This window comes from Hymenobacter lapidiphilus (genome assembly GCF_013377885.1).
Lineage (GTDB): Bacteria > Bacteroidota > Bacteroidia > Cytophagales > Hymenobacteraceae > Hymenobacter > Hymenobacter lapidiphilus.
On record NZ_JABKAU010000054.1, the window covers coordinates 1 to 22,087 of the forward strand.

At 64.7% G+C, this 22,087-nt stretch carries 26 protein-coding genes; 2 read left to right on the top strand and 24 right to left on the bottom strand.

The features are described 5' to 3' along the window. The 7 genes from HW554_RS18495 to HW554_RS18525 form a co-directional block, all read right to left on the bottom strand. Positions 1 to 243 (bottom strand): hypothetical protein (locus HW554_RS18495; RefSeq protein ID WP_176910033.1); only part of this gene is annotated, 243 nt, incomplete at its 3' end. 83 nt (positions 244 to 326) lie between these two features. Further along, on the bottom strand, positions 327 to 896 hold the full coding sequence (locus tag HW554_RS18500) for a hypothetical protein (RefSeq protein WP_176910034.1): 570 nt from the start codon (positions 894 to 896) through the stop codon (positions 327 to 329). 36 nt (positions 897 to 932) lie between these two features. Continuing rightward, complete coding sequence (locus HW554_RS18505) at positions 933 to 1,430, bottom strand: DUF5977 domain-containing protein (RefSeq protein ID WP_176910035.1); 498 nt, start codon at positions 1,428 to 1,430, stop codon at positions 933 to 935. Between the two features lie 32 nt (positions 1,431 to 1,462). Next, complete coding sequence (locus tag HW554_RS18510) at positions 1,463 to 2,425, bottom strand: hypothetical protein (protein ID WP_176910036.1); 963 nt, start codon at positions 2,423 to 2,425, stop codon at positions 1,463 to 1,465. A gap of 14 nt (positions 2,426 to 2,439) precedes the next feature. After that, positions 2,440 to 4,482, bottom strand: coding sequence for a hypothetical protein (locus HW554_RS18515; RefSeq protein ID WP_176910037.1), 2,043 nt, complete (start codon positions 4,480 to 4,482; stop codon positions 2,440 to 2,442). 42 nt (positions 4,483 to 4,524) lie between these two features. Beyond that, positions 4,525 to 5,052 carry a hypothetical protein gene (locus HW554_RS18520; RefSeq protein ID WP_176910038.1) on the bottom strand — a complete coding sequence of 176 codons (528 nt, stop codon included), beginning with the start codon at positions 5,050 to 5,052 and terminating at the stop codon, positions 4,525 to 4,527. 127 nt (positions 5,053 to 5,179) lie between these two features. Further along, entirely contained in the window at positions 5,180 to 8,926 is a 3,747-nt protein-coding gene (locus tag HW554_RS18525) for a tape measure protein (RefSeq protein ID WP_176910039.1), read from the bottom strand. Between HW554_RS18525 and HW554_RS18530 the strand changes: the two genes are divergently transcribed. Beyond that, positions 8,925 to 9,089: a hypothetical protein gene (locus HW554_RS18530; RefSeq protein WP_176910040.1), complete on the top strand. Its 165-nt coding sequence runs from the start codon at positions 8,925 to 8,927 to the stop codon at positions 9,087 to 9,089. The two genes, HW554_RS18525 and HW554_RS18530, sit on opposite strands and share 2 nt — an antisense overlap. Here the strand turns inward: HW554_RS18530 and HW554_RS18535 are convergent. The 10 genes from HW554_RS18535 to HW554_RS18580 all read right to left on the bottom strand — a co-directional run bounded on the left by HW554_RS18535 (position 9,086) and on the right by HW554_RS18580 (position 15,196). Beyond that, positions 9,086 to 9,622 carry a hypothetical protein gene (locus HW554_RS18535; RefSeq protein WP_176910041.1) on the bottom strand — a complete coding sequence of 179 codons (537 nt, stop codon included), beginning with the start codon at positions 9,620 to 9,622 and terminating at the stop codon, positions 9,086 to 9,088. The two genes, HW554_RS18530 and HW554_RS18535, sit on opposite strands and share 4 nt — an antisense overlap. Before the next feature lie 43 nt (positions 9,623 to 9,665). Continuing rightward, complete coding sequence (locus HW554_RS18540; protein ID WP_176910042.1) at positions 9,666 to 10,049, bottom strand: hypothetical protein; 384 nt, start codon at positions 10,047 to 10,049, stop codon at positions 9,666 to 9,668. After that, positions 10,034 to 10,657 (bottom strand): hypothetical protein, encoded by a 624-nt coding sequence (locus tag HW554_RS18545; RefSeq protein WP_176910043.1) that lies wholly within the window; start codon positions 10,655 to 10,657, stop codon positions 10,034 to 10,036. The genes HW554_RS18540 and HW554_RS18545 overlap by 16 nt, the downstream gene beginning before the upstream one ends. 3 nt (positions 10,658 to 10,660) lie before the next feature. Further along, positions 10,661 to 10,960 carry a hypothetical protein gene (locus HW554_RS18550; protein WP_176910044.1) on the bottom strand — a complete coding sequence of 100 codons (300 nt, stop codon included), beginning with the start codon at positions 10,958 to 10,960 and terminating at the stop codon, positions 10,661 to 10,663. Then, entirely contained in the window at positions 10,957 to 11,493 is a 537-nt protein-coding gene (locus HW554_RS18555) for a hypothetical protein (RefSeq protein ID WP_176910045.1), read from the bottom strand. Before HW554_RS18555 ends, HW554_RS18550 begins: the two co-directional genes overlap by 4 nt. Next, complete coding sequence (locus tag HW554_RS18560; RefSeq protein ID WP_176910046.1) at positions 11,463 to 12,458, bottom strand: hypothetical protein; 996 nt, start codon at positions 12,456 to 12,458, stop codon at positions 11,463 to 11,465. Before HW554_RS18560 ends, HW554_RS18555 begins: the two co-directional genes overlap by 31 nt. 156 nt (positions 12,459 to 12,614) lie before the next feature. After that, positions 12,615 to 13,646 (bottom strand): hypothetical protein, encoded by a 1,032-nt coding sequence (locus HW554_RS18565; RefSeq protein WP_176910047.1) that lies wholly within the window; start codon positions 13,644 to 13,646, stop codon positions 12,615 to 12,617. Between the two features lie 30 nt (positions 13,647 to 13,676). Then, complete coding sequence (locus HW554_RS18570; protein WP_176910048.1) at positions 13,677 to 14,519, bottom strand: hypothetical protein; 843 nt, start codon at positions 14,517 to 14,519, stop codon at positions 13,677 to 13,679. 102 nt (positions 14,520 to 14,621) lie between these two features. After that, entirely contained in the window at positions 14,622 to 14,825 is a 204-nt protein-coding gene (locus HW554_RS18575; protein WP_176910049.1) for a hypothetical protein, read from the bottom strand. A gap of 2 nt (positions 14,826 to 14,827) precedes the next feature. Next, positions 14,828 to 15,196, bottom strand: coding sequence for a hypothetical protein (locus HW554_RS18580; protein WP_176910050.1), 369 nt, complete (start codon positions 15,194 to 15,196; stop codon positions 14,828 to 14,830). Between the two features lie 101 nt (positions 15,197 to 15,297). On the opposite strand from HW554_RS18580, the gene HW554_RS18585 reads away from it, so the two are divergent. After that, on the top strand, positions 15,298 to 15,453 hold the full coding sequence (locus HW554_RS18585) for a hypothetical protein (protein WP_176910051.1): 156 nt from the start codon (positions 15,298 to 15,300) through the stop codon (positions 15,451 to 15,453). On the opposite strand, the gene HW554_RS18590 is transcribed toward HW554_RS18585, so the two are convergent. The 7 genes from HW554_RS18590 to HW554_RS18620 form a co-directional block, all read right to left on the bottom strand. Continuing rightward, positions 15,440 to 16,309 (bottom strand): hypothetical protein, encoded by an 870-nt coding sequence (locus HW554_RS18590; protein ID WP_176910053.1) that lies wholly within the window; start codon positions 16,307 to 16,309, stop codon positions 15,440 to 15,442. The genes HW554_RS18585 and HW554_RS18590 overlap by 14 nt on opposite strands. A 4-nt stretch (positions 16,310 to 16,313) precedes the next feature. Then, entirely contained in the window at positions 16,314 to 18,212 is a 1,899-nt protein-coding gene (locus HW554_RS18595) for a hypothetical protein (protein WP_176910055.1), read from the bottom strand. Between the two features lie 62 nt (positions 18,213 to 18,274). Continuing rightward, positions 18,275 to 19,795 carry a phage terminase large subunit gene (locus tag HW554_RS18600; protein WP_176910056.1) on the bottom strand — a complete coding sequence of 507 codons (1,521 nt, stop codon included), beginning with the start codon at positions 19,793 to 19,795 and terminating at the stop codon, positions 18,275 to 18,277. Next, positions 19,782 to 20,510, bottom strand: coding sequence for a terminase small subunit (locus HW554_RS18605; protein WP_176910057.1), 729 nt, complete (start codon positions 20,508 to 20,510; stop codon positions 19,782 to 19,784). Before HW554_RS18605 ends, HW554_RS18600 begins: the two co-directional genes overlap by 14 nt. A gap of 46 nt (positions 20,511 to 20,556) precedes the next feature. Beyond that, positions 20,557 to 21,216 carry a hypothetical protein gene (locus HW554_RS18610; protein ID WP_176910058.1) on the bottom strand — a complete coding sequence of 220 codons (660 nt, stop codon included), beginning with the start codon at positions 21,214 to 21,216 and terminating at the stop codon, positions 20,557 to 20,559. 113 nt (positions 21,217 to 21,329) lie between these two features. Next, positions 21,330 to 21,743 carry a hypothetical protein gene (locus tag HW554_RS18615; protein ID WP_176910059.1) on the bottom strand — a complete coding sequence of 138 codons (414 nt, stop codon included), beginning with the start codon at positions 21,741 to 21,743 and terminating at the stop codon, positions 21,330 to 21,332. Further along, positions 21,740 to 22,087: hypothetical protein (locus HW554_RS18620; protein ID WP_218134782.1), on the bottom strand; the 348-nt coding region annotated here is incomplete at its 5' end. The genes HW554_RS18615 and HW554_RS18620, both read right to left, overlap by 4 nt.

Genomic DNA, 22,087 nt, shown 5'->3' on the forward strand with positions numbered 1-22,087 from the left:
CAGCAGCAGGGCCGGGGTGGTGGTGGTGAAGGGGGCGGGAATGAAGGAGCGGACCAGTTGAGAAAGCCCCTGGATCCGGCCGGCGGGCAACAGGTCATCGGCGCGGCTGTAGACTGACGCTGTTATTGCATTAAGCACCTCCCGCACCCGGGCCGGGGTGACCTGCTGGTTGAGCGGATCGGTTATGAGGGAATTGACCAGATCGGCCAGCTCGGATCGGGTTAATTGGCTTGGTGCGGGCATGGGTCAAAGAACACGGCCCACCCCACCGGCCGAAAGGCGGTAGAGCGGGCCGTGTGGCTTCGTGTCGGTCTTAGAATACCGACTTAGCGGGCTCCGTAGACGAGCGGAATGGGCGAAGCCAGCCGCTTGGGCGTGAAGAAGCTGCGGGTCGTGAGCGGGCCCTCGAGGGACTGCGGGGCCGTTTCGTCCTCGGGCACTACGTGGCTCAGGCGCACGCTGCCCTGCATGCCGTCCTGCCCACCGTACCACAAATCGCCCTGGCCTACGCCGTAGATGCGGCCCACCCAGGGGTATTGCTGGGTAGAGCGGGCAAAGTCGAGGTTTTTGGTGGTCAGATCGAGTGTCTTGATGGCGTACGCCTGGTCGCCGGGCTTGGCGTAGTCGATGCCATTAAAGCGGTCGGACTGCGTAGCGCCGGCCGGAATGCTGAGCGTAGCAATGAGCAGCGTCATGCGCTCCGGGTCGTCCGGGGCTACAATAGCCAGCCGGCGGGCGACTTCGACGGCCGTGGGCACGGCGGCGAACGGGGCAATCGTCAGGTACAGATTGCCGATCGGGCCGTACACCAGCTGCGCAATACACTCGCTGGTTACGTCCGGGGTCTTGCGGGCGGCGCAAGTCAGGGTTTGGGTGGGGTCGTCTACGCTTGCCATGTGGCTGGGGGTTTAAGGGGTGAAGTGATTGAAGGCCTAGAGGTCTGCGCAGGCCGTGCAGCTAACCTGCCCGGCGGTGGGGCGGTAATACTGGCCTATTTCGTTGCTGTCGGCGGCCCGGCGGTCACTGGCATCGTCGCGGTTCACCATCTGGCAGGCAAAGCAGCCGCTACTCAGGTAGACCGGCAACCAGGTAGTCGTGTCGCCAGGGTTGTTGGAGCAGGTGCCGTTGGCGTTGGCGTAGTCCTGCTTGGCGGCATCGAAGGCCGTGCGGGCCTGGTTGTTGGCGTCGAGCTGGCTCTGAGTACTCGTGTAGGCCCCGGCGGGCATCGTGAAGCGCACAAGGCTGCCGAACTGCCCGTCCGGGCAGCTGGTACGCTGGACGTCCTCCTGAATAAGGGCAGACGAAAACGAAGCTGGTAGCGGGCAGGCAGTAGTGTTGTAGCCCGCGTCCACCCACCGGGTTTGCCCGAACGTGGCGCTGGCCTGGTTCTCGTCCTGTTGCAGCTTTTCTAGGCGGCCGGTGTTTGCCATTGCGGTGGGGAGCGTATGGGGGATATTATGGGTTAGGCATCCTGCTGACAGCGCGTCTGGCCCGTGTCGGCCCAGTCGGCTTCGGCATCCTGCTGACAGCGCGTCTGGCCCGCAACGTCGGTCCAGTCGGCGGCCGTATCGCTGCCGTCGCCGCAGCGCCACCGGGCCGGGCTGTAGCCGGGGTCGGGCGCAACGGGCTCAAGCGGCGGGGTCGGACAGCCGGCGCGTAGCAGCACCTGCCGGTCAAGCACCGTCAGCGCCACTGTCCAGCGGCCGGCGTCGGCTCCGAACTCGGTGGCTTTGACGGCCGAAAGCTTGAGCGCCTCGCCGTCCAGGGCAAACTGCGCGTGGGCCTCGGCGGCCTGCAGGGCCTCTACCACGAATTGTGGCACTGGCCCCGTCGTAAAGGTGCCGGCCCGCGTGAGGGCCACAAAATCAGTCCGACTCTCGCCCGTCGCCGGGTTTTTGCTCACGGTCTGTTCACGTAGCGGCTCGCTGTAGCGCAGCAGCCCGCCGGGCACCAGCAGGCGCTGCCGAAACCCCGTACCGTAGGCCGCGTCACCCAGCGGGCCCGGGTGATACCAGCTCACATCGAGGGCGGCGGTAATATCCTGGGGGCGAAACCGGGCGCTCTGCCACTCATCGACTACCAGTCGTAGCGCCCGGCCGCAGGCCAGCTCGGGCATGTCGGGAATCAGAGCCCCGAAGTACACAAAGTAGTCGGTTCCGGCCTGGGTGTATTTCTGGTAAGCAAGCCCCATCGAGGGCGTGGGTGGCCCGGGGGCGGTGTCGAGCGTCAGCACCACGGTCCCGGTGTCGGCATCGATCAGGTAGGCGCAATCGAGGCGACGGGCTGAAGCAGGGCGGCTCAGGCAGAACGGCAGCAGCCGGTCGCGGGGCGCGGCCAGCGCGAAGCCGTCGGCCGCGTCGTCGCGCTGCACGGGGTCGGGCACCAGGGGCCGGATGGCGAAAGCAAAAGCGTGCAGGTTGAGCATTAGCCGGGTGGCGGTTAACCAAAGGACAGATTCCAGGACTCGTTGAAGGCGCGGCGGGGCGGCACGGGGCCGGGCTCGGTCGAGTCGGGCGAAGGCAGGGCAATGGAGAGCGAAACGATGCCGGTCAGCAGATCCCACTCGGCCTTGTCGAGTTGCCCGCCGGGCCCTAGATTGGTGGTGATGGATGCGGCCGGCCCCAACTGATCGAGCGAACAGAGGCGGGCACTGAGCCCCTCCTGCAGCCGGCCGGGCTTGACGCTTTGAAAGTCGAGCAGCTGCCCCGCTACGGTGCCCGTGGGCCGCACCCGGCCGCGGCGGTGGTAGCGTTTGAGTAGTTCCGAGGCCGCGGCCTTGCGGTTGCCGTCCTGCAGTAGCCCGTCGGGCGCGGCGGCCAGCAGCACCAACGCGCTATCGGGCAGCCGTTCGCCGCTGAGCACCATGCCGGCCACGTCGCCGGTCAGGCGCGAGGCAGAGCGGGTCTGCTTGTTCTGGCCCTCGCGGGTGTTGACGCACTGGCCGGTGTACTCAATGCTGGCCTTGTCGAAAAAGTAGCCCTTGGCCGCGTCCTGGGTCAGGGCGGCGGCAATGGTCAGCTCTTCGGTGCGGGGCAGCTTGTCGGTGCGGTAGCTGTAGGCTTCGCTTAAAATGGTTTCGGGGGCCGTCGTCAGGTCCAGTACGGTGGCTCCGGCCCCGGCCTCACGCCAGGCGCGGTGCTCGATGCGAAACCAGCCCGTTACCGGGTCAATGAACCAGCCCACATCGTAGAGCGCGGCCAGATCATCGAGCATCGATTTGAGGCTGATAAGTACTTTGGTAGCGGGCTCACTGGCCCCGTAGCGTTTCACGTCCGAGGCGGCGCTCAGCAGCAGGCCCGGCACCTCGTTGGCGGCCCCGGTGGCCCCGGTGGCGGGGTTTACGGGGTTTGTGAAAAAGTCGGATAGCTGGGCGGCGGTCGGGGGCACAATGGCCACGGCGCTGGTGCCAGCGACGGTAGCTTTAAGCAGGCCCCGCACGGCATCAAGCAGCGGGAAGCCGCGGGTGAAGCGAAACTCGCCAAAGCGCCAAAACAGGGACTTGCAGTTGACGTCGTTGCCGCTGCGGCGCACGTTCAGGCAGGGGCCGCCGCATACATCGCTGTTGCTGGCCCCGGGGCTCGTTACCTGCACGTACCCCGGGCCGGGCGGGCTCTGGCCACAGGGCAGCAGCAGCAGCTGGTCGCCGTAAATGCGCCCGAACCAGTCCTGGTAGGTGCCGATTTTGTAACCGGCCCGCGGAAAGCCACTGATTTCAGGGGCCTTCACGTAATCGATGGTATGCGGGGTTACCGTGGCATCAATCGTTTCAAACAAGGGTTCCCAGCCCTGGGCGCTACGGTCAACTGGCACGTACTCGCCCCCGCTGTCCGGCACCGGCACCATCAGATCGTCGTTGAGCCGGTAGCGGAAAATGAGCACGTCGCGGCTGCGGCCGACGCCCGTAATCCAGCTCGTGTTCGTCAGAAATGTGGTCCAGCCCTCTACGCCCGCAAAGTCGCCTAGCTCGTTGCTGTCGATGCGGCGGAACTCAATAATGGTGTCGGCGGCCAGCGTGGCCAACTGGGCCCGAACGGCGCGGCGGTTAGCGCTCGTGCTGTAGGATAGTATATTGAACTCTTTCTCCTGATTTTCGAGCACGTCCCGATACCCATCATCGGCGACGGGCGTTACTTCGACCTGGCAGAGCGAGCGGTTGAAGCTGCACTCGTTGAGCGTGAAGGTACCGCGCCACCGCTGTTTCCATTCGGCCCCGGGGTAGGCGCGGGTGTCGAGCAGCAGAAACAGGGGCGTGCAGCGGTCGGCGCTGTTGTCGAGCCCGTAGAGGATGCGCCACGTTTCGGGGTCGTCAGCGCCACCCAGCAGGAGGGCCCCGCTGAGTATATCACGCAGGTAAAAAGCGTCATCGGCGGCCTGCCGGGTTATTTTAAGACTGCCGCCGACGGTGGGATAGACGACAAAACCCTGCCCGTTAATGAGCAGGGTAAAGCGAAGCCGGGCGGGGTCTTGGTTGGCGTAAGGCACGGCTCAAAGGACGCGCCGAGGCTCGGGGGCCGAAAGGATGGGCTAGAAGCTGACGACTACTTGCGTGGGCGCGTCGGCTACATTGATTAGCTGAAAATCCATCAGGCCGCCAATTTCTATCACGCTGGCGGCTTTAAGGTGGGCAGATGTGGTAATCAGCACGTATTCGCCGGAAGGGAGGGGCAATACGTAGTTGCCGGCCCCGTCGGCAACAGTGCGCGGGCACCTCACAACGCCGAGTTCAATCAGCATTTTAGGCTGGGAGAGCGCGCGTTCGGCATCTTTAAGCAGCTGCTTTGTCTGCCTGTCGGCTGGCGTTAGCCTCCTCTCGGCTTTGCTTAGCAGCCCGCCAACATGGAAGGCGCTGTAGGCGGTTTTATAATTTGCGTAAGACTGAAGCGATAGTCCTAGGCTGTCGGCTTTAGCGCGGGGCAGGGCAAAGACCTTGGCTCCGGTGTCGGCGGCACCCTCGTATACGACGGTGCCTTTAATGGCGGCCTGGCCCAATCCGGTCAGAGGTGAGCTTATCAATGCGGCGGATAAGACAGCGAGTAGTAGTAGCTTTTTCATGCGGTCGGTAAAGCAAATAGTTCACCAACAATACGAAACCGGCCGCGCAATTGTGCGGCCGGTTCTCCATTGCGTGCCAGCCCGCTATTGGCCCGGTAAAATACGACACCCGCGCATCAACAGGGCATTATAATTTGCGGTACGTGGTCTGGTTGCCGGTCAGCAGGTCGATTTCCAGCAGCGAGCCGTCGGGGTTGTTAACGAACTGTTTGGTAGGGAGCCGGGCCGTGTGGCCCTTCATCTCGGCCAGCTCGGCCCGCATGCTATCGAGCCCGGCCTGCAGGGGCTGGTAGGCAACCTGATGGCGGTGCTCGATAACGGCGGCGCGGCCCTCGCGTAGCCGGTTAGGTAAATCAAAGTCCGGCAGCAGCCGGCGCATCTGCGGGCTGCTCCAGTCAATGTCCTGGGGCCGGCCGCGGTGCAACGGCTCCAGCAGGGGCTGCCGGTAGTCGCGGGTCAGCTCGTTGTTCATCACAAACTCGCGGTTATGGTACACGTAGGGCCGCGGCCCGACGGCCTGGCTCTGGCCGTGCATGTCGCCGTCGCCCGTGTAGCCGCCTTTAAAGAAGCCTTCCGACTGCTTGTTGACTGCCTGGAAGGCCTTGACCTTGCTGGCGACGAACGCGCCCACAATCAGGCTGGCCGCGGCAATGCCGAGCGCGGGGCCCACAAAGGGAACCGGGAACGCGCTCAGGGCCTGGGAGGCGGCGGTAATGACATTAGAGGACTGCAGCAGCGTGTCAATGATGATTTGCTCCTTAGCGGCCTTTTTGCGCTCGGCTACGGCTTCGCGGCGGGCGGCCTTCTCCTGGGCAATCTGCTCTTTCAGGTTGCCGATGTTGGAGGCGCTACCTTCCTTGTTGAGCTGGATTTCCTGACTCAGGCGCGTGTTCAGCTCGTCAATCGTGCGGCTACGGGCGTCAATCTTGGCCTGCTGGGCCGCGGCATCGGCCGCTATCAGCTCCGAAAGCGCGCCCAGGCTACTGCCCACGGCCTGATCGAGCTGGGCGCGGTTCTCGTCGCTGTCGTTCTCGCCCAGGATAAGCCGGTACACCGCGCCCTGCGGATCCATCCGGCCTTTTTCGGCTTCTACCTGCCGGATGCCGTTCTTGAGTTCGGCAATCTGGGCGGCCAGCGCGGCGCGCACCACTTCGGCCTGGTCGCCGGCCAGCAGCAGCGAATTGTTGAGCAGGGCCTCGTTCTTTTCCAGGTCAATGCGCAGCAGGGCCTCCTTTTCGGCGCGCTTGGCCTCGATAACACTGCGGCCGGTGCCCTGCCCAAACGACTCGCCCACGCGCAGCGCGGCGCTGGTCTGCAGTTCGGCGCGGCGCTCAATCTGCTGCTGGCCCTGCCGCTGGCGGGCGGCTATCAGCTCACGCTGGCGGGCATCCTCAATATCGAGTAGCAGCGCCGTCTGACCCCGGGCTGCGCGGGCCTCGCGGTCGTACTTGCGCTCAATGGCCGTCAGCTCCTTTTCGTCCGAATCGGCCCGCAGCGCAAACAGCCGATCGTTGTAGGCCAGGGCAATGCGCTCCAACTCCTCAAAGTACGCCTGGCTGGCCTGCGCCCGGAGCGTGGCCAGCTCCTGGGCCTGCACGCCGTCTATCTTCCCATCACGGCCGGCCAGCCGTTCGAGCTTCTTAAGCTTTTCCTCGGTGCGCTTGATTTCTTCGAGCGCCTGCCGGAACTGTTCGGCGGCCCGGGCTTCGCCGCTGTCCTTAATCAGGGCCAGCTCCTGTTTGCCGGCTTCCTTGCGCAGGCGCTCCTCCTCGGCCAGCAGTTGCTTGAGGTAGTCGGGCCCCTTCTTTTGCCGCTCCTTACGGTCTTTATCAACCTTGCCCAGCAGCCGGTCTAGTTCGGCCTGCGCCACTTCGAGCTGCTTGTTGAGGCCGTCCGCGCCAAAAAGGAAGTCGGCCCCGTTGTTTTTGTTTTCCTTGGCGGCCTTGCTTTGCCGCTCCTGCAGGCTGTCAATAAGCTTCTTTTGCTTGTCAATCAGGCCCTGCGCCGCCGCGTCATTCGCCGCGTCATCGCCCGTGGGCAGCAGCGGGGACTTGCCGCGCAGAATCTGCCGGTTTTGCAGGTTAGCCCGGATGTCGTCGGAAATGCGGTTAAGCTGCACGCCGGCATCGGCAATAATCTGGCTGGTTTCCTCGGGCGTGTAGTATAGGATCTGACCGCCGCGGGTCGCGCCCTTGGGCAGCACCCGGCGGCCGGTTTCGCGCTCCGTCGTGTTAAGCAGCGCCACCTTGCGCTGGTAGTCCTCCTGCTCCTGCAGCAGTTGGCGCAGGGCCTGGCCGTTCTCCTCGATGCGGGTGCGGTTGTTGTAGCGGGTCAGGTTCTGCTGATCCTCAATAAACTGGCGCACGGCCTTGCCATTTACACCCAGCGCCTTGCCGTAAGCATCGAACTCGGTTACGGCGCTCGGCACGGCCAGCCCCAATTCCTCGATAACCCGTTTGAGCTCCTGCTGCTCGCCCGCGTTGCGCGTGGTTTGGCTGCTGAGCTGCTCGTAGCGGCTTAGCAGCGGCGTAACCGTGGTTTGCAGCTCCTTGAGGGCGCTGCCCTGCTTCTGGTACTCCCCCACGAGTCGCTCGGACTTTTGGGCGGCCGTTTCCTGTGCCGATACAAACTGGGCAATGAGCGCCACCGTGGGGGCAAAGAACGCCCCGATCTTGGCCGATGCGCTCTTATAGGCTGTTTCAATGCGGCCCATGTTGGCGGCCGTTGCGGCGGCGGCATCGGCTGAACCTCCCCCATAGGCGCGCTTAAGTTCGGCGGCGAACTTGGGCAGAAACTCGCTGGCCACAATCTGGCCACGCTCCAGCATTTTGCCCAGCTCCTTGGTGGTGACGCCCGCGGCCTTGGCAGCGAGCGAAAACGCGCCGGGTAGTGCGTTGCCGAGCTGCAACTTTAGCTCCTGGCTTTGCACGGTGCCCTTGCTCATCATCTGCTCAACAGCGCGCAGGGCTGATTCTACCTCGGCCTGGCTCTTGCCCAGCACCCGGCCGGCCGTGGTCAGGCTGCTAAAAAGGTCGCGTGTGGTGGCAATCGGAATATTTGCTTCCTTGGCCGCAGCAAACAGGCCGGTGTAAGCGCGGGCCGTGGGCACCAGGTCCAGGCCTAGCCGGTTGGATTCAGCCCGCAGAAAGGCTACCTCCTGCGCTCCGGCGGAGGCTGACCCCGTCAGGGCTTTAAAGGTCTTTTCGACGGAATCAAGCTGGGAAAAGTCCGTAATACCCTGCTTGATGGCCCCGAACAGCTTACTGATGCCAAACAATCCGGCAGCGGCCGTAATGCCTTTGCCTATCAACCCATCAAGCAGGCTCCCCGATCCGGTGGCGGCCTCCTTGGCGGACGCCGCCACCTGCTGCTGGGCCCGGGCTGAATCCCGGGCGGCGGCCGTGGCCAGCTTCTGCTGGCCCACCTGCTGCTGCTGGGCCTCCTTGACTTTGAGCACGGCGGCGCGCTCAGCGTCGATGGCCTGCCGGGTCAGCTCAATTTCAACCCGTAGCTCCTTTTGCTTGTTGCGGTTGGCGCTCAGCTCGGCCGATATACGGGCCCCGTTGGCGGTGGCGGCCCCGCCGGCGGCACGAAAGGCGCGCTCCAGCTCCTTTTCTTCGGCGGCCGTTTTGCCGATTTCGCGCCGTAGCTCGGCATGCACGGCCACCGAGTTGCGCACTTCGGCGGCGGCGGCGCTTACGCGGGCCTGGTAGGCCAGCGCCGCCTGGGCGGCTTCGGTGAAACTGCGCTGCTGCGCTTGCCCCGTCTGGAGCACGGCGGCGCGTAGCTGCGCATCCTGGGCGGCCAGCTTGTCGAGGGCGGCGAAGGCCTGGCTTATATCGACCTGGTAAACGGCTCCTACTTCTTCCGGCATGGCGTCAGGTGGTTTTTACGTTGCGTTTGAGCGCGTCAAGGAAAAGAAAGAAGTCGCTGCTCAGCATGCGGCTAAAGGCTTGGTAGGCTTCGGGACGGCCCTCGCCGGCCTGGTAGAACAGATCGAACCAGTAGGCATCGAGCTTGGCCAGCCGCTCGGCTAGGGGCCTGCGGGCGTGGGCGTCGGGGCCGGTGGGGGCGTGCCGGCCGGCGGCGGCGGCCCGGGCGCTGGCGGGTAGGCAGTCGAGGGCGCGGTCAACAAGGCGAAGGCGCGCCGGGTAAAAAAACCGGCGGCCACCCCTCCCCATGCCGCAACCTTGGCCTGCTGGGCGCTATGCTCGTAAAGGCCCGGGTCTTCGCCGGGCGCGTTGAAAAACAGGGCGCATATCTCCACGTCGCGCAGCCGGTTGGTGCCGATCATGTCGAGCGCGTCGCGTAGCTTGCCAATGCCGTGAATACCGTCAGCAATCCGGCCCGCATTGGAATGGTCCCAGCTGCTGTTGACCAGATCAATAATGGCGCTGATACTCGTATCGGCGGCCAGCTCAACGCTGAAACGCTGCAGGATGCGCTGCCGGGCAACGGTCAGCTCCTGCGTGGCCACGTAGGCAATGCCGCCCACCGTGAAGCGGTCGGCATCCGGGTGCGGGTAGATAATGCCGTCCGCTGCCTGCTGCTGACTTAGAATTTCTGACATGATTTGTATTTTTTGTTAGCGAGTTTTGCGCAAGCTTTGCTCGTCAAGATTGAGACCAGCGGTAAGCTTTTTCAACCAGGCAGGAAAGAAAGAGCGTGGCGCACACGGCGACCAAATGAGCCCAGAGCGAGTAGGCCGCGCCGAAAGCCAGCGGATAGCCTAGCAGGGCCCACCAGACGCTGTTGCAGCGGTAGCAGCCCCAGATCGGCTTAAACCACCATTGGTCATCGAGGTAGGCGACTTTAAACTCTGAGCGAAAGGCCGATGAGGTGGCGCTGGTTGAAATAACGCCCGGGCGGCGGGCGGTGTACCACCCCCGGGACCAGCGTTGCACCGGCTCCAGTAGCATGCCGGAATCGACCAGAATCACGCACCACGCCACCGATACGAGGGCGCACGAAAGGGCAAAAGCTAGTAAGTCAAGCATGCGTCCAGGGGCTTTAGGGTGGGCAGCGGGGCGTTGTAGCAGGAGGCGGCCAGCAGAAACCGGGTTTTGATTTCCAGGTGCAGCAGCGCGTAAGGCGGGTAGACCATCGGGGTTTCGTAGGAGTAGGCGCTCACCACTTCCGGCCCACCGGGCAGCTGCGCGTAGGTGGCGCGCAGATTCGTGAAGGGCGGCGCGTGGCTCTGGTAGCGCAGCTGCATGGCCCGATCCAGGGCATTGAGGATGGCGGGCATGTCGAGCGCGCCCTGCAGCCGCTCAGGGTTCAGCCAGAGCTTGAGCCGAAGCGTGCTGATCCAGCCCTGCACGTTGGCCGCTTCGAGCACCGGCACGGTGCCGCCGTCCTCAAACCAGAGAATCGAGGCACTGTGCTGGTCGGGCACTAGGTAGCGGGGGTCGGCCTCGCATTCGGCCGCCGTGAAGGCGACGGGCACGGGAAAGAACACGGCCCGGGTTTCGCCGTCGGGCCCGTTGGGCACGCGGGTCTGATAGGTGCGGGTAAGGCCTACCACGCGGTCAAGAAACGGCAGCGGCTCGCCCTGGGTGGGCTGGGTGAGGCGGCGGGCATACAGGGCGGCCAGGGCTTCGTTCATGGGTTACTGCGCTAGTAGTTTGATATTGGTCAGGCTGGCGGCGCTCAGGTAGGCGGCCCACTGGCGTTGCAGGCTCGGGCCATCGTCGGTGCAATACACGGCGCTGCCACCCTTGAACAGCAGCCACGTCAGCGGCTGGCCGATGGGCTCGCCAAAGACTGCTTCAGGGACGCCGACCGCTTCAATAGCGCGCAAATCGGCCCACCGGCGGGCGCAGGCAATGCGGACTATTTCGCCCTGCCGATTCGTTAGCTCGTCGCCGCCCTCGCGGGCAATGCGGGTGTAGTGCAGCAGATCGTTCATGGGCTTTGCAGAATGCGGGTTATCTCTCGCTCGGCCGACAGGCCTAAGCGCTTGGTTTCGGCGGCGTTGGGTTGCAAAAAGTCGCCGTAGCGGGCGCGGTTGTAGCGCACCCGGTCCGCGCCTTCCCGGTCCGTGCTGACCACGCGGGCCGTAAAGACGGTGCCGGTGGCACCCGATCCGGTGGCCGTCAGGCTGTTCCACATGCGGTTGGTGTAGCCGAGCGTCACCCGGTCGGATGGCAGGCCTTGGGCCCCACGCAGGGCACCCCAGGTGCCGCGCTTGTTTTGCTTGATGTAGGCCCGGCCCCCGGCGTTGAGCGTGCGGTTGTAGAACAGGAACGTGGGCACCGTCAGGGTGGAATAGGACTTGCCCGGCAGTCCGTCGCGCTCAATGCGCAGACGCACCAGCGAAAGGCCCGCCGTGGCCATGGCCAGCGCAATGCGGGGCGCGGCGGCTTGCAGCTCCTGTTTCTTGCGGGCGATGCGGGCGGCCAGCGTCTCCATTACCTGACGTGCTGCACGGTGGGGTGCCACGCGGCCGGCTGGCAGACGTAGCACGGGTGGGCGGCGCGCTCCAGCCCGTCGGGGCCCAGCAGCCAGAGCAGGTGGGTTTCGGCGTACTCGGTGAACTGCTGGCCCAATTCGTTGAGCTGCTTGGGCTCCAGCATGGTGTAGCGGTTGTACTGGCTGTCGGGAATGAGTGAGGCCACGAAGTAGGCGGCCGTCAGCCGTTGCAGGGCCAGGGCAGCGGAACGGCGTAACTCCTCGCCGTCTTCGCCGGGCAGGGCCAGCGCGTAGCAGAGTGGGGTGCCGGCCGTGCATACTTCCGTCACGTCGAGCCCGAAGCCGCCGGCGCGGGCCTTGACGTCCGTCAGGCTCAGGCGCATGGCCCCGACGAAGGGGTTGGCGCACCCGCAGGTGAGCACGTTCACCCGCACGCGCACGCCCTCGGGCAAGCTGGCCGTCAGTGTGTGCGCCTGGCCGTCGAGCGGAATAAGCAGCGGCTGGGCGGGCGTGTAGGCCTGGCCGGTCAGCGGCAGCGTGCCCACGGGCTGGCCGTCAAGTAGCAGCGCCACGTCCGTTGCGGGCTGGTCGGTGTAGAGCGTGAGCGAGTCGATGCGCAGCGCGCCACCGGGCCGGGCAATAGTCTGGAAGGTGGCCGTGGCCGTGGCGGCTTCGTACTGGCCGTTGCCGAGCCCGCCGAGCAGGCCGGACCCGGCGAAACGGGCCCGGTAGTTACCGGACCGCGCGCCGAGCCGGTGGGCCACGTCCTGCAGGGCTTGACTGCGGGCCGATTCGAGCCGCTGGTACACGTCCTGCGCCGACTGGGCGTTGGGCGCGTTGCGTAGGCTCAGGCCAGGCGTCTGGTCGGCATAGACCCCGGTGGCGCTGGCGGTCAGCCGGGCCGCAATGGCCGCGTCTGCCGGCAGCGGGAAACAGGCGGAATCGGCGGCGGTAATGCCGAGCAGGTCAGTCAGGCAGTCGAGGTTGGTGGGCATGGCGGCGGGCTCGTTATAGTCGTAAGGCAGTACTCAAAGCACGGCCGCGGGCCCACCGGCCGAAAGGATTGCCCGAAAGGAGCCGACGCAAAGAAGCCCCCGAACCGGATGGCGCGGGGGCTTCTGAGGCTGTTGTTGCGGCTACTACCGGGCGGGTTAGGCCACCTGGTTGACTAAAAGAATGCCGGGGCGGGCCGCGCCTACGCCGGCGGCTTTCTGGATGCCGATGTAGCTCTTGAGCTTATGCACCTGCACAATCTCGGTGCGGGTGGTTGCGCCAATGGCTACGCACTTCTCGGTGCTGAACAGGTCGTACACCATGCCCGTAATGGCGGGGCTGGCGAACGTGCTGCGCACCTGGCCCACCTCCCCGTTGATTTCGCGGGGCGTGTCGGGGTTGAAGTGCTTGTGAAACAGACCGACGCTGCCGGGCTTGATGATGAATGTGTCCTCCGTAATGGCGGCATCCACGAAGCCCTCCAGATCGAAGTACTCCATCAGGGCGGCCACGCGGGCGGCGTCGCCCCGGCCTTCGGCGTTGGCCCCGTCGAAACGGGCGTCCATGTAATCAACGTACAGTGCGCCGCTGTCAATCAGGTAGGGCGAGCCCATCAGGTTCAGGCGCGCGAGCCGCATCATGTTGGCCATGAGCTTGCGGTTGTAGTCGGCGGTGGTTACGTTGATGACGCCGCCTACGCCGGCGGCAAACGGCCCGGACAGCGTGCCGGCCTTGTAGGAATCCTGCAGGGCCTTGAGGCGCACGAGCGTCTGAGTGTTGACCATCGTATCCATCTTCACGGCGGCCTGGGCCAGCATGAAAGCGGTCTGCTGCTCGACCGTGCGGCCGGAACGGCGGGCATCCTCTTCCGAGATGGAGAAGGCAATCTCCTTGCAGATCGGTGCCGTGATGGTGATGGTTTCGCCCGTGCCCTTGGGGCCGGTCAGCTCGCAATCGGTGGTGCAATCGACCACGGCCATGCCGTCGGACGTGCCCCATACTACGTCTACCGAATCGGTGGACGAAGCTTGCAGCAGCTGCTGAATGTTGCCGGTGCGCTGGTTGGCAAGCACCGCGTTGGCCGTGATGACGTGGGCCGGGTCGATAGCGAGGGCCAGGAAGTTTTCGCGGTAAAGCGCTTCGGCGGCCTGCTTGACGTTGGTCAGGTAAAGCGCTGAGATGTCAGCCATGGGGGTTGGGGGCTAAGAGGGTTGAGGGACTTACTGGCCAGCCTCCCACTGCTGCTTGAGTTCCTTGCGGGCGTCGTAAGACAGGGTCGTGTCGTTGGCCAGCTTGAGGTAATCGGCCTCGGTCTTGGGCAGCTCGCCTTTGTAGTGCTCCAGTACCGGCGGGGCCGCGTGGCGGCTCACGTCGGACTGGCGGATAGCGGCCGAATCCCGGGGCGTGCTGGTGGGCAGCCCGTAGAACTCATCGGCGTACTCGCGCACACGGTCTGCGAACTTGAGCGGGTTGCCCATTTTGCCGGGCAACAGGTTGCCGTCCTTGTCTACCAATTGAACACCACCCGCCTCATCGAGCTGATATCCGCCTTGGGCAATGATATCCTCAATGAGCTTTAGCCGTTGCTTGGCAGCGCGGGCCGGGTCGTCGGAGAAATTGGGGTTCAACTGGGTAACTACCTGCTCGGCTTCGGTGCGCACCTTGGCATGCACCTGCTTGGCGGTGAACTCCTGAATCTGGTTCTGCAGGGCTTCGCGCTCCTGCTGCCGGGCCTGCTCTACGAGCGTGCCGGTTTCAGTTTTCAGCATGTTCAGGGCGCGCACAACGGCCGGCAGCTTGAGCGCCTGCTCGTCGGTGAGCGCCTTGCCCTCGGCGGGTTCTACCTGCGACTGCAGGGCTTCAATGGCAGCGGGTAGGCTGTCAAAGGAGGCGTCTGCCACACCCGCATTTTTAAAGGCGCGCTCTACGTCGCGGCGGCTTTTGTTGATGGCCTGCTTGTTACCGTGGTCGCGTTGCTCCTTGTACTTCGTCTCAAACTGCGCGGTAACGGCTTCAACCGCCTCGTCCGATTTTAACGTTTCGGCAACGTCAGAGACATCCACACCTAACGCGGCGGATAGTATCGCAGTGGCTTTTTCTAGTTCGTCCATGGGGATGGATATACAGTGTTGTGGTTGCCCGGCAACCCGCCGGGCGGGGCACTGTTACTGCTTATTGGCGTCGGCCTTGGAGGCGTCGGCGACCCTTGCCGGGGCCTTGGTCAGGTCGGCGGGCTTGTCGGGCGTTTTGAGCTTGGTGACCGTGTAGGCCCCGATCAGGCGGCGCTCGGCCAGAATGTCAATCGTGGTCTGATCCACGTCCTCGGCAGGTGCGCCGGGCAGTTGAATGCGGTGGGTGGGCTGCGCCATTGTTAGAGGTCTTTAGGTTTGGGGACGTGTTGTTTCCAGCCCATAGTGTCAGCGCCCAGCAACGCCCACGTACCGGCGCTGAACGCGCGCTGGCCCAGCTCGGGGTGGTCGGCCAGAACGGTGCCGGCGGTGGCTTCGGCCTGGGGCGCGGGCGCTTCGGCCGGCTTGGCCACCTCGGGAGCCGGGGCGCTCGGGGCTTCGGGTGCCGGGGTGGCTTCGGGCTCGCCGCGGTGGGTGTAGATGGCCTGCTTGAGCGCGGCGACGGTGTCGAGGTCGGCGGCCGGGTCGTGGCCCAACTCGGCCTTGTACTGGTCGCGCAGCTCGGCCTCACTCAGGCGCGAGATGCCGGGCAACTTGATGGGCTCACTCATGGGGTGCGGAGTAAATGTGAAATGATAGCCTGACAAAGCACGCGCCCCGTGGCACCGGCCGAAAGCCGCCGTATCTTGCGGGCCGCTATGAAGCATTGGTTATGAAGCACCCGCTGTGGTATCGCTATATCCGGTTATGGCACAAGCGGCACGGGGCGGCCCTGCGGCGGGCGGGCGGCTACAGCGTGTGTCTGCTCGGGGGCGGCGTGCTGGTGGTCGCCGTGGGCGGGCGGCTGGTGCGGGTTATGCGGGCGTAAGCGTCAAACGCCCGTCCGGCCCCTCGCGTAGTTCCGGCCGTAGCTGCATAGCGATGTCATTCGGCAGCGCGTTCAGCGCGTGCCGGCAAGAGTACCCGCCTAGCTGCACCATGGGCTCGTACGGGTCGGGCTTGCCGCTGAACTCCAGCCGCTTCCATGCGGCAATCTCATTGCGTAGCCACACCCGGCCGTTGCGGGCGCGGCAAAACGGGCGGCTGGTCTTTATCAGCCCACCCAGATAGAGGAACGCCGTAAAGCCCGCTTGCTCGGCTACCATGCCCTGCAGCACCCGATCGGACTCGTTGAACAGGTCGTAGGCCCGCTCGTGCAGGCGCGTGTAGAGCCCGCCCGAATCAGCCCCGCCGGTTATGAGCTGCGTCAGCCCCGCCCGGTATTCTACAAGGCCCGTGCCGCTGGTAAGGGCCCGGTAGCCGTAGCTGAGCAGCGCCCGCTTGATGCGCTGGTCGCCCGCGTAGGTGTAAAGCAGCCCACCGGGCAGGGGCGTGCCCGCGGCATCGAGGCCAAACACGGTTTGCAGGTAGTCGCGTAGCGGGGCGCGGAGGGCGGCGTAGTCGGTGGCCCCGCCCAGCCCGGCAAAGTAGGCCAGCGTGAGGCTGGGCAGCTCCAGCAGGGCCTGGCCCACGAAGCTGAGCACGGGCAAGTGCACGGCCTGGGTAAACTCATCGAGCAGGCTGGCCAGCAGGGCGGGCTCGTTCATCACCTGCTGCAAGCGACTCAGCAGGCCTTCAAGTAGCTCGCGCTCCAGGTTGGGGCCGACCAGCGTGCGGATCTGCTCCTGCAGGGCTTCGATGGCGGCCAGCCGGCGGCGGGCAAGGTCTTGTGGGGTGTCAGGCATGGCGCTAAACGGCTACCGGCTCGGCCGCTACCGGCTCTGGCATCACCACCGGCGCGGCCAGCACGGCCCGCGGGAACGTGGCCCCACTGCCACCACCGGCAGGCGGGGCGGACGTGACCAGCTGGCCCACCAGGGCGGCTACTTCCGTATCAACGAGCGCCTGCTGCGCGGCCGGGGCCAACTGGTAGAAGTTGGGGGCCTTGAGTTCGACGGCGTAGAAGATGCTGTCCTGATGGGTGCGCAGTACGCGCTGTTCGGCCGTGATGTAACCCGAGCCGGCCAGCTTGAGCACGAAGTCCTCACTCATGCCCAGAAACGGCACGAAGCGCATGCGCACTTCCATGCGCTGGCGGGCCTGCGGGTCGTCGGCATAGCGGCGGCGCACCAGGTCCTTGTACTTGTCTTCCAGGTACATGGCGGGCAGCCCGGCCTTTACGGCATCGGCAAACGCGGCCTCCAGGTCTTCGAGCGCCGGCGGTATCAGCGTTTTGGGTTGCTCATAGGCGATGCGTAGGCCCGGCCGGAACGCATCGACGGCCGCCGCGCATACCAGGGCGTGGTGCACATACCAGCGGCTGATGGCGCGGGCCATGGGAAACAGAGCCGTGTTCTTCTGGGCATTATCGGCCAGCCGCTCGGTGGCGGTGCGGGCCGTAGTGGTCTGGGTGAGCGTTTCGGTGTTGAAGAGCGTGCGCTGCGCCCGCCGCACGAGCTGCTGCTGGTACTCGACCTGAAACCGGGGAATCTCCACCGGCGGGGCGCTGAAGTGCACCATGTCCGAGAGCTTGAACTTCAGGTCCTGCGGGTCTTTGGGCAGCGGGAACGTGTTTACTTCGAGCGCCGACGTGCTGATGGGGCTGATGCCGGTTCCATGGCAGATGCCGCACGTTTTGGGCCCGTTCGGGGCCATGCCGTTGACGCAGCCCCCGTCGGCGGGAAGGCCCGGGCAGGGCGGCACGTACTGGGTCTTGTGCGGGTGGGTGACCCGGTTCATGACAATATCCAGCTCCGAGCCCGTGTTCAGCTCCTTGAGCAGGAAACAGATGGCCGGATTCAAGGGGCTGACAAACGTGCGGCCCTCCGTTTCTTCGTCGGGCTCGTAGCCAATCGGTTCGGCGGGCACCCGGCCCGCGCCGTGGCGGACCACCCGGGCCTGGTGGGTGGGCTCGTCCGTGGCGGCATCATTGATCGTATCGACCACGGTCGCACCTTCGGGCAGCGTGGGCAGCGGGGAGCCTTCGGCCGTGCGCAAAACGGGCCAGTAGTCAAGCAGCTCGTTTTCCAGGTAGCAGGCGTACCGGAACCCGGGCTGGCTGGCCTCGGGGCGGCTGACGGGCAACCGGGCCGTCATGGAGGATACGCGGCCGGCCTGCCGGGTGAAGTCTACCACGGCCTCGGTATAGAGCAGCACGGGGTACGGGCGGGCGCGCTCGGTGCGGAAGTCAAAGTCGGCAAACGTGGTGAGCAGCCAGGCGTTGGGGTCGGTCATGGCGATACCCTTGACCACCCGCTCGGCAAAGAACTCCTCCATGGGTTCTTCGGCATAGTAGCGGTCTACGGCCTGTGTCAGCAGCGCCGTCAGCCGCACCCGCTCGTCGTCGGTGAGCGTGTCAGGGTAATCGAAGCGGCGCACCACGTCGGCCCCTGAAAGCTGGGCCACCTGGTAGAAGGGCGTGCGCAGCTCGTGCCAAACGGCGGGCACGGTGGAAACTGTGAGCTGCTGGCGCACTAGGTACTGCTCCTCGGACTCGTTGAGGCGAAAGCGGCGCAGCAGCCCGGCCACGTTGCCGCTTTGCAGTTGGCGGCATAGCTCGGCATGCTCCCGGCAGCGCACGTAGTCCGGGTGCGTGAGCTGGCCGGCAATAAGCGGGCGAATACGGGCTATGGCTTGATCGAGCGTCATGGGCGGGGTGGGGCTACTGCTTCCCCCCAAAGCACGGCCGCGGGGCCGGGGGCCGAAAGGAGCTACGCGCCCCGGGTGGCCTTAAAGGCTTCGTATTGCGCGGCTAAAACGGTCACTAGGAAATATTCTAGGATGTCGAGAAAATGGCCCCGCAGCTGGTAGCGGACATTAAGCGCCTTGTCAGTGTACAGCTCTTTTAGTTTGCCGTCAACGCCCAACTGCGTTAGCTCACAATCGGCCACCAGTTCCGTGCATTCGGAGTCAATCACCAGCTCAATATCGGGGAAGTGGCCGGCCAGCAGCAGGTTCACGAAGTCGCGGCGCGTGGCCACCGACGGGTTGCGGCGCAACCAGAAGTCGGCGCTACTGCTGTTCAGGCACCCGGGCAATGCCTGCCCGTCGGCGTCCTTGCCGCCGGACAGGGCCGCGAGCACGTCCTTGAAATTGGTCTGGTTCTCCTCGCCCGTCTTGCGGGCCTTGAGCGAGGCGTCGCCCGTCAGAAACACATCGGAGCGCGCCCAGCCGTTGGTCCGGCGGTCTAGCAGGAACTGCCGGCCGGTACTGGACAGCCCGCTATTGGGGCTGCGGATGGCGTACTCGCGGAATACGCGTAGCTGCAACTTGCCGCCGGCAGCCCGGTTGTCGAGCGTCTGGGCGCAGAACATGGCGCAATAGGGCAGGCTGTTGGCGTCCCAGCTCTGGAAGATGGGTACGCCCGGCAGATACGATACGGGCCGTACATGGGTGGCTCGGTTGAAGTGGGGCAGCCACTCGTTGCCCGTTTGCTTGACGGCCCACAGTCCCAGCCACCAGACACGGTAGCGGTAGGCGTCTACCATTTCGCCGGTCGCGGCCACTAGGTTGCCGTAGCTTTTGTAGGTGGCCTTGCGCTCAATCGGGCACCAGCGGTTATCGTTGGCCGTCGAGTGCATCACCTGATAGGGCAGGTGCACGAGCTGCCCGTCTACATCGACTGCGAGCGAGCCGGCAAATGTGGTGCCATCGGGGTTCCCGGTGCCTTCAAAGAACTTCTGCCAGATCCAGAAGCTCTTATAGTCGCCTTCGTGGTCGGGGTTGAAGGTGTAGATTTCCTGCAGGTAGGTGCCGGGCACGCTACTACGCAGCGAGGTGCTGAGCACGTCGCAGTCGGCCTGCTGCATCTGGTTGGCCTCCTCGTACCAGGCGTGGGTGGGGTCTTTCAGGCTTTTGGCCTTGCCCATGTCGTCCATACCGAACGGTACGAAGCTGTTGCCGCTGCCATCCAGGCACGTAATACCGAGCGGGCTGATGCCCCACTTGAACAGATGGTGAATCCCGGCCCGCTTGGCTACGGCTTCGAGCGTGGCGACCTGCGAGCCGGCGACGGTGTTTGCGTAGCGGCGCACCATCACGCATTTAAAGTACGGCAGCTGCAGACAGTCGAGTAGCAGCTTGAATGCCACGAAGTCGCTCTTGCTGCTGTCGCGGCCTCCCCAGAACAGCAGAAACCGGGTGCGGCTATCGAGGTAGGGCAGAAACCGCGTGTTGACGGCGTTCGGGCCTATGGTAATCTTAAGGCGCCGTCTCTGCTTACTCGCTACCACCGATTACGATTTCTACATCCGTTCCCGCCGTTTGACGGTTGTCCTTCTCGAAAATGCCATGATAGCGGCCCAGCTTCTCAAGGGCCCCATCGGCGGCGTACATCTCAACTGACACACCCTCTTTGCCCATCTTGTATGTTTTGATTCGCCCCTGCTGCTTGGCGCGGGCAATGGCAACTATATCCAAGTCGGCCACTTCGTGTACAACTGGCTTTCCAGGCACCAGCTTCACGGCATCGGGGCCGTGGCGCATCTTCTCCAGCTCGAGTTCCAGCAACTGCTCTTTGGCTTTGTTGAGGCGTTTGCCAGTGTCAGTAGGGCCGAATTCATTAAACAGTTGCAGGTCCTCTTGTTCAGCGAACTCCTGAATAAAGGACACCTCCTCCCTTTTCCGGTCAACCAGCACACTCAGGTACTGCTCCTCTTGCTCGTAGCCCTGCACCTGCCGTACCACCAGAAAGTCGTTAAGGCGGGTCTTAGCAATGTCTACAAAGTGCTTTACCACCTCTTGCGCAGGCATACCCGCTTCGGAAAGTCGCCGGTCTACCTCGGTTCGTATGTCAGCATTTGCCAGCAGCCGACTCCCCTCCTGACGCGCTCCGGAAGAGGCATAGCCTGCGCGTATTGCGGCCTGCGTGGCGTTGCAATCCAGCAGGTACTCATCAATAAAGCGGCTGCGCTTATCCGTCAGCTCTCTTTCTGTCTGATCTTCCATAGCCTTGCAAATATCTTATGAATCACCACCGCCCGAAAGAGCCGCTTTAAGCAAACAGGCGCAACTGCGTCGGCCGCATCCAGACCGGCAGGATAGCCCGGCGGGGCGCAGTCCGGCGGGTGGGCTTGGGTTGGGCCACCTTGGGCTCGGGCAAACGAAACAGATAGCCCGGGTGCAGGCGGCCGTAGTTCTGGCTGCTGATGCGGCCCAGCCCGGCGGCCCGGCAATGGGCGGCGTCGTCGAGCGTTACGGCGCCTACGGCCCGGGCGGCGTCGCTGAGCCGGTGCAGCGTCTGGCTGGGCGCCTCGCGTTGCAGCATCCGGCGCTCCTGTGTCAGCACCAGGCTAACAGCTCCGGCCAAATCGAGCGGGTTAGTCCCCATGGGCAGTAGCAGCAGGGCCAGCGCGGGCTGCTCGTCGGGTCTGAAGCAGCGGATCAGCTCGGGCACGTCGTCGTAGATGCGTTCCTCGCGGGCATCGCGCAGTTTCACGCTATCGGGCCTGCTGGGCTTGCGGCGCGGGGCCATCACGCCACCGGGGGCAACGAGCGTGGCCACCAGTGACTGGTACTGCTGCTCGGTTAGTTGCTTGAGGGCGCTGGTATAGGCGCGCAGCAGGCGCTGCTCCAGCGCGTAGGCGGCGGCGGGTGTCGGGGCAGTGCCGGCGGCCAGTGGCGTGGGGCGAAAGGATACGGCGGGGCTCGGCATGGCTTTCGGCTGGGGGTCAGGTCCGGTACTTGTCCGAAGCTACCGCCGGCCGAAAGCCATTGTGCTATGAGGTGGGTGCCAAAGTTGCCCGGCCGCTACCTGTTCACGCCCGCCTACACCGGAACGAGCGCGAATCGGCCGGGATGAGCGGTGGGCGTGAACAGGTAGCGGCCGGGCGGGGGGCATTCGCCGGCGGCGCGCAACCGGACCTGGCCGGGTTTGTCGGCGCGGGCGCTGAGCCGGTGGCAGTCGCCGGCCGCTACTTCCCAGAGGCGGGCGCGGCGGCCGGGGCGCACGGGATCGGGGGCGTGAAAGCAGACGGATTCGCCGCGGGCGCTGAGCAGATTGCCCGCTTCGGCGTTGGGCAGCACCTGGCCGTCCTCGTACACCGTTAGCGTGGGCACCGACCGCGGCAAGCCCACTGCCACCACCGCCGGCACCAGCACCACCCGGGCCGGCTGCGGCATCGGGTGGGCGGGCGGGCCGATACCCGGGGATCCAGTGAATCCGTGGGGCGGTCGTTTCATGGGGCGGGGGTTGCGGCGGCAAACTGAATAACCTCCACCATTGATAGCGCTATGTCGTGGTCAGTGGCAAGGTCATACGTGATACTAGCGGCGTACACATCAGCCGAAAGGGTCTGTAGCTTTATATTTCGCGGCTGCTTATTGTCATAAGCATAGCAGGGCATAAGGCAGTGCTCGTAGTCGTCACGGAAGTAGGAATTGGCCTTTGAAACCTGCAAGCCTAGCTGGTGACACTCCTCCTCAAATGATTGTAGCGCCTCATTGGTGCCAATGATTTTGAATGCTGGGATATTGGCATCCCCAAAGAAGGTTTTCATATCATCTCCTGCTGTGCCCGGGCCGTA

Excerpts from the sequence above, each read along its gene's own strand:
- HW554_RS18500 (WP_176910034.1), bottom strand. The coding sequence starts at position 896 with ATGGCAAGCGTAGACGACCCCACCCAAACCCTGACTTGCGCCGCCCGC.
- HW554_RS18505 (WP_176910035.1), bottom strand. The coding sequence starts at position 1,430 with ATGGCAAACACCGGCCGCCTAGAAAAGCTGCAACAGGACGAGAACCAG.
- HW554_RS18510 (WP_176910036.1), bottom strand. The coding sequence starts at position 2,425 with ATGCTCAACCTGCACGCTTTTGCTTTCGCCATCCGGCCCCTGGTGCCC.
- HW554_RS18520 (WP_176910038.1), bottom strand. The coding sequence starts at position 5,052 with ATGAAAAAGCTACTACTACTCGCTGTCTTATCCGCCGCATTGATAAGC.
- HW554_RS18530 (WP_176910040.1), top strand. The coding sequence starts at position 8,925 with ATGGCGTCAGGTGGTTTTTACGTTGCGTTTGAGCGCGTCAAGGAAAAG.
- HW554_RS18525 (WP_176910039.1), bottom strand. The coding sequence starts at position 8,926 with ATGCCGGAAGAAGTAGGAGCCGTTTACCAGGTCGATATAAGCCAGGCC.
- HW554_RS18535 (WP_176910041.1), bottom strand. The coding sequence starts at position 9,622 with ATGTCAGAAATTCTAAGTCAGCAGCAGGCAGCGGACGGCATTATCTAC.
- HW554_RS18540 (WP_176910042.1), bottom strand. The coding sequence starts at position 10,049 with ATGCTTGACTTACTAGCTTTTGCCCTTTCGTGCGCCCTCGTATCGGTG.
- HW554_RS18545 (WP_176910043.1), bottom strand. The coding sequence starts at position 10,657 with ATGAACGAAGCCCTGGCCGCCCTGTATGCCCGCCGCCTCACCCAGCCC.
- HW554_RS18550 (WP_176910044.1), bottom strand. The coding sequence starts at position 10,960 with ATGAACGATCTGCTGCACTACACCCGCATTGCCCGCGAGGGCGGCGAC.
- HW554_RS18560 (WP_176910046.1), bottom strand. The coding sequence starts at position 12,458 with ATGCCCACCAACCTCGACTGCCTGACTGACCTGCTCGGCATTACCGCC.
- HW554_RS18565 (WP_176910047.1), bottom strand. The coding sequence starts at position 13,646 with ATGGCTGACATCTCAGCGCTTTACCTGACCAACGTCAAGCAGGCCGCC.
- HW554_RS18575 (WP_176910049.1), bottom strand. The coding sequence starts at position 14,825 with ATGGCGCAGCCCACCCACCGCATTCAACTGCCCGGCGCACCTGCCGAG.
- HW554_RS18580 (WP_176910050.1), bottom strand. The coding sequence starts at position 15,196 with ATGAGTGAGCCCATCAAGTTGCCCGGCATCTCGCGCCTGAGTGAGGCC.
- HW554_RS18585 (WP_176910051.1), top strand. The coding sequence starts at position 15,298 with ATGAAGCACCCGCTGTGGTATCGCTATATCCGGTTATGGCACAAGCGG.
- HW554_RS18590 (WP_176910053.1), bottom strand. The coding sequence starts at position 16,309 with ATGCCTGACACCCCACAAGACCTTGCCCGCCGCCGGCTGGCCGCCATC.
- HW554_RS18595 (WP_176910055.1), bottom strand. The coding sequence starts at position 18,212 with ATGACGCTCGATCAAGCCATAGCCCGTATTCGCCCGCTTATTGCCGGC.
- HW554_RS18605 (WP_176910057.1), bottom strand. The coding sequence starts at position 20,510 with ATGGAAGATCAGACAGAAAGAGAGCTGACGGATAAGCGCAGCCGCTTT.
- HW554_RS18610 (WP_176910058.1), bottom strand. The coding sequence starts at position 21,216 with ATGCCGAGCCCCGCCGTATCCTTTCGCCCCACGCCACTGGCCGCCGGC.
- HW554_RS18615 (WP_176910059.1), bottom strand. The coding sequence starts at position 21,743 with ATGAAACGACCGCCCCACGGATTCACTGGATCCCCGGGTATCGGCCCG.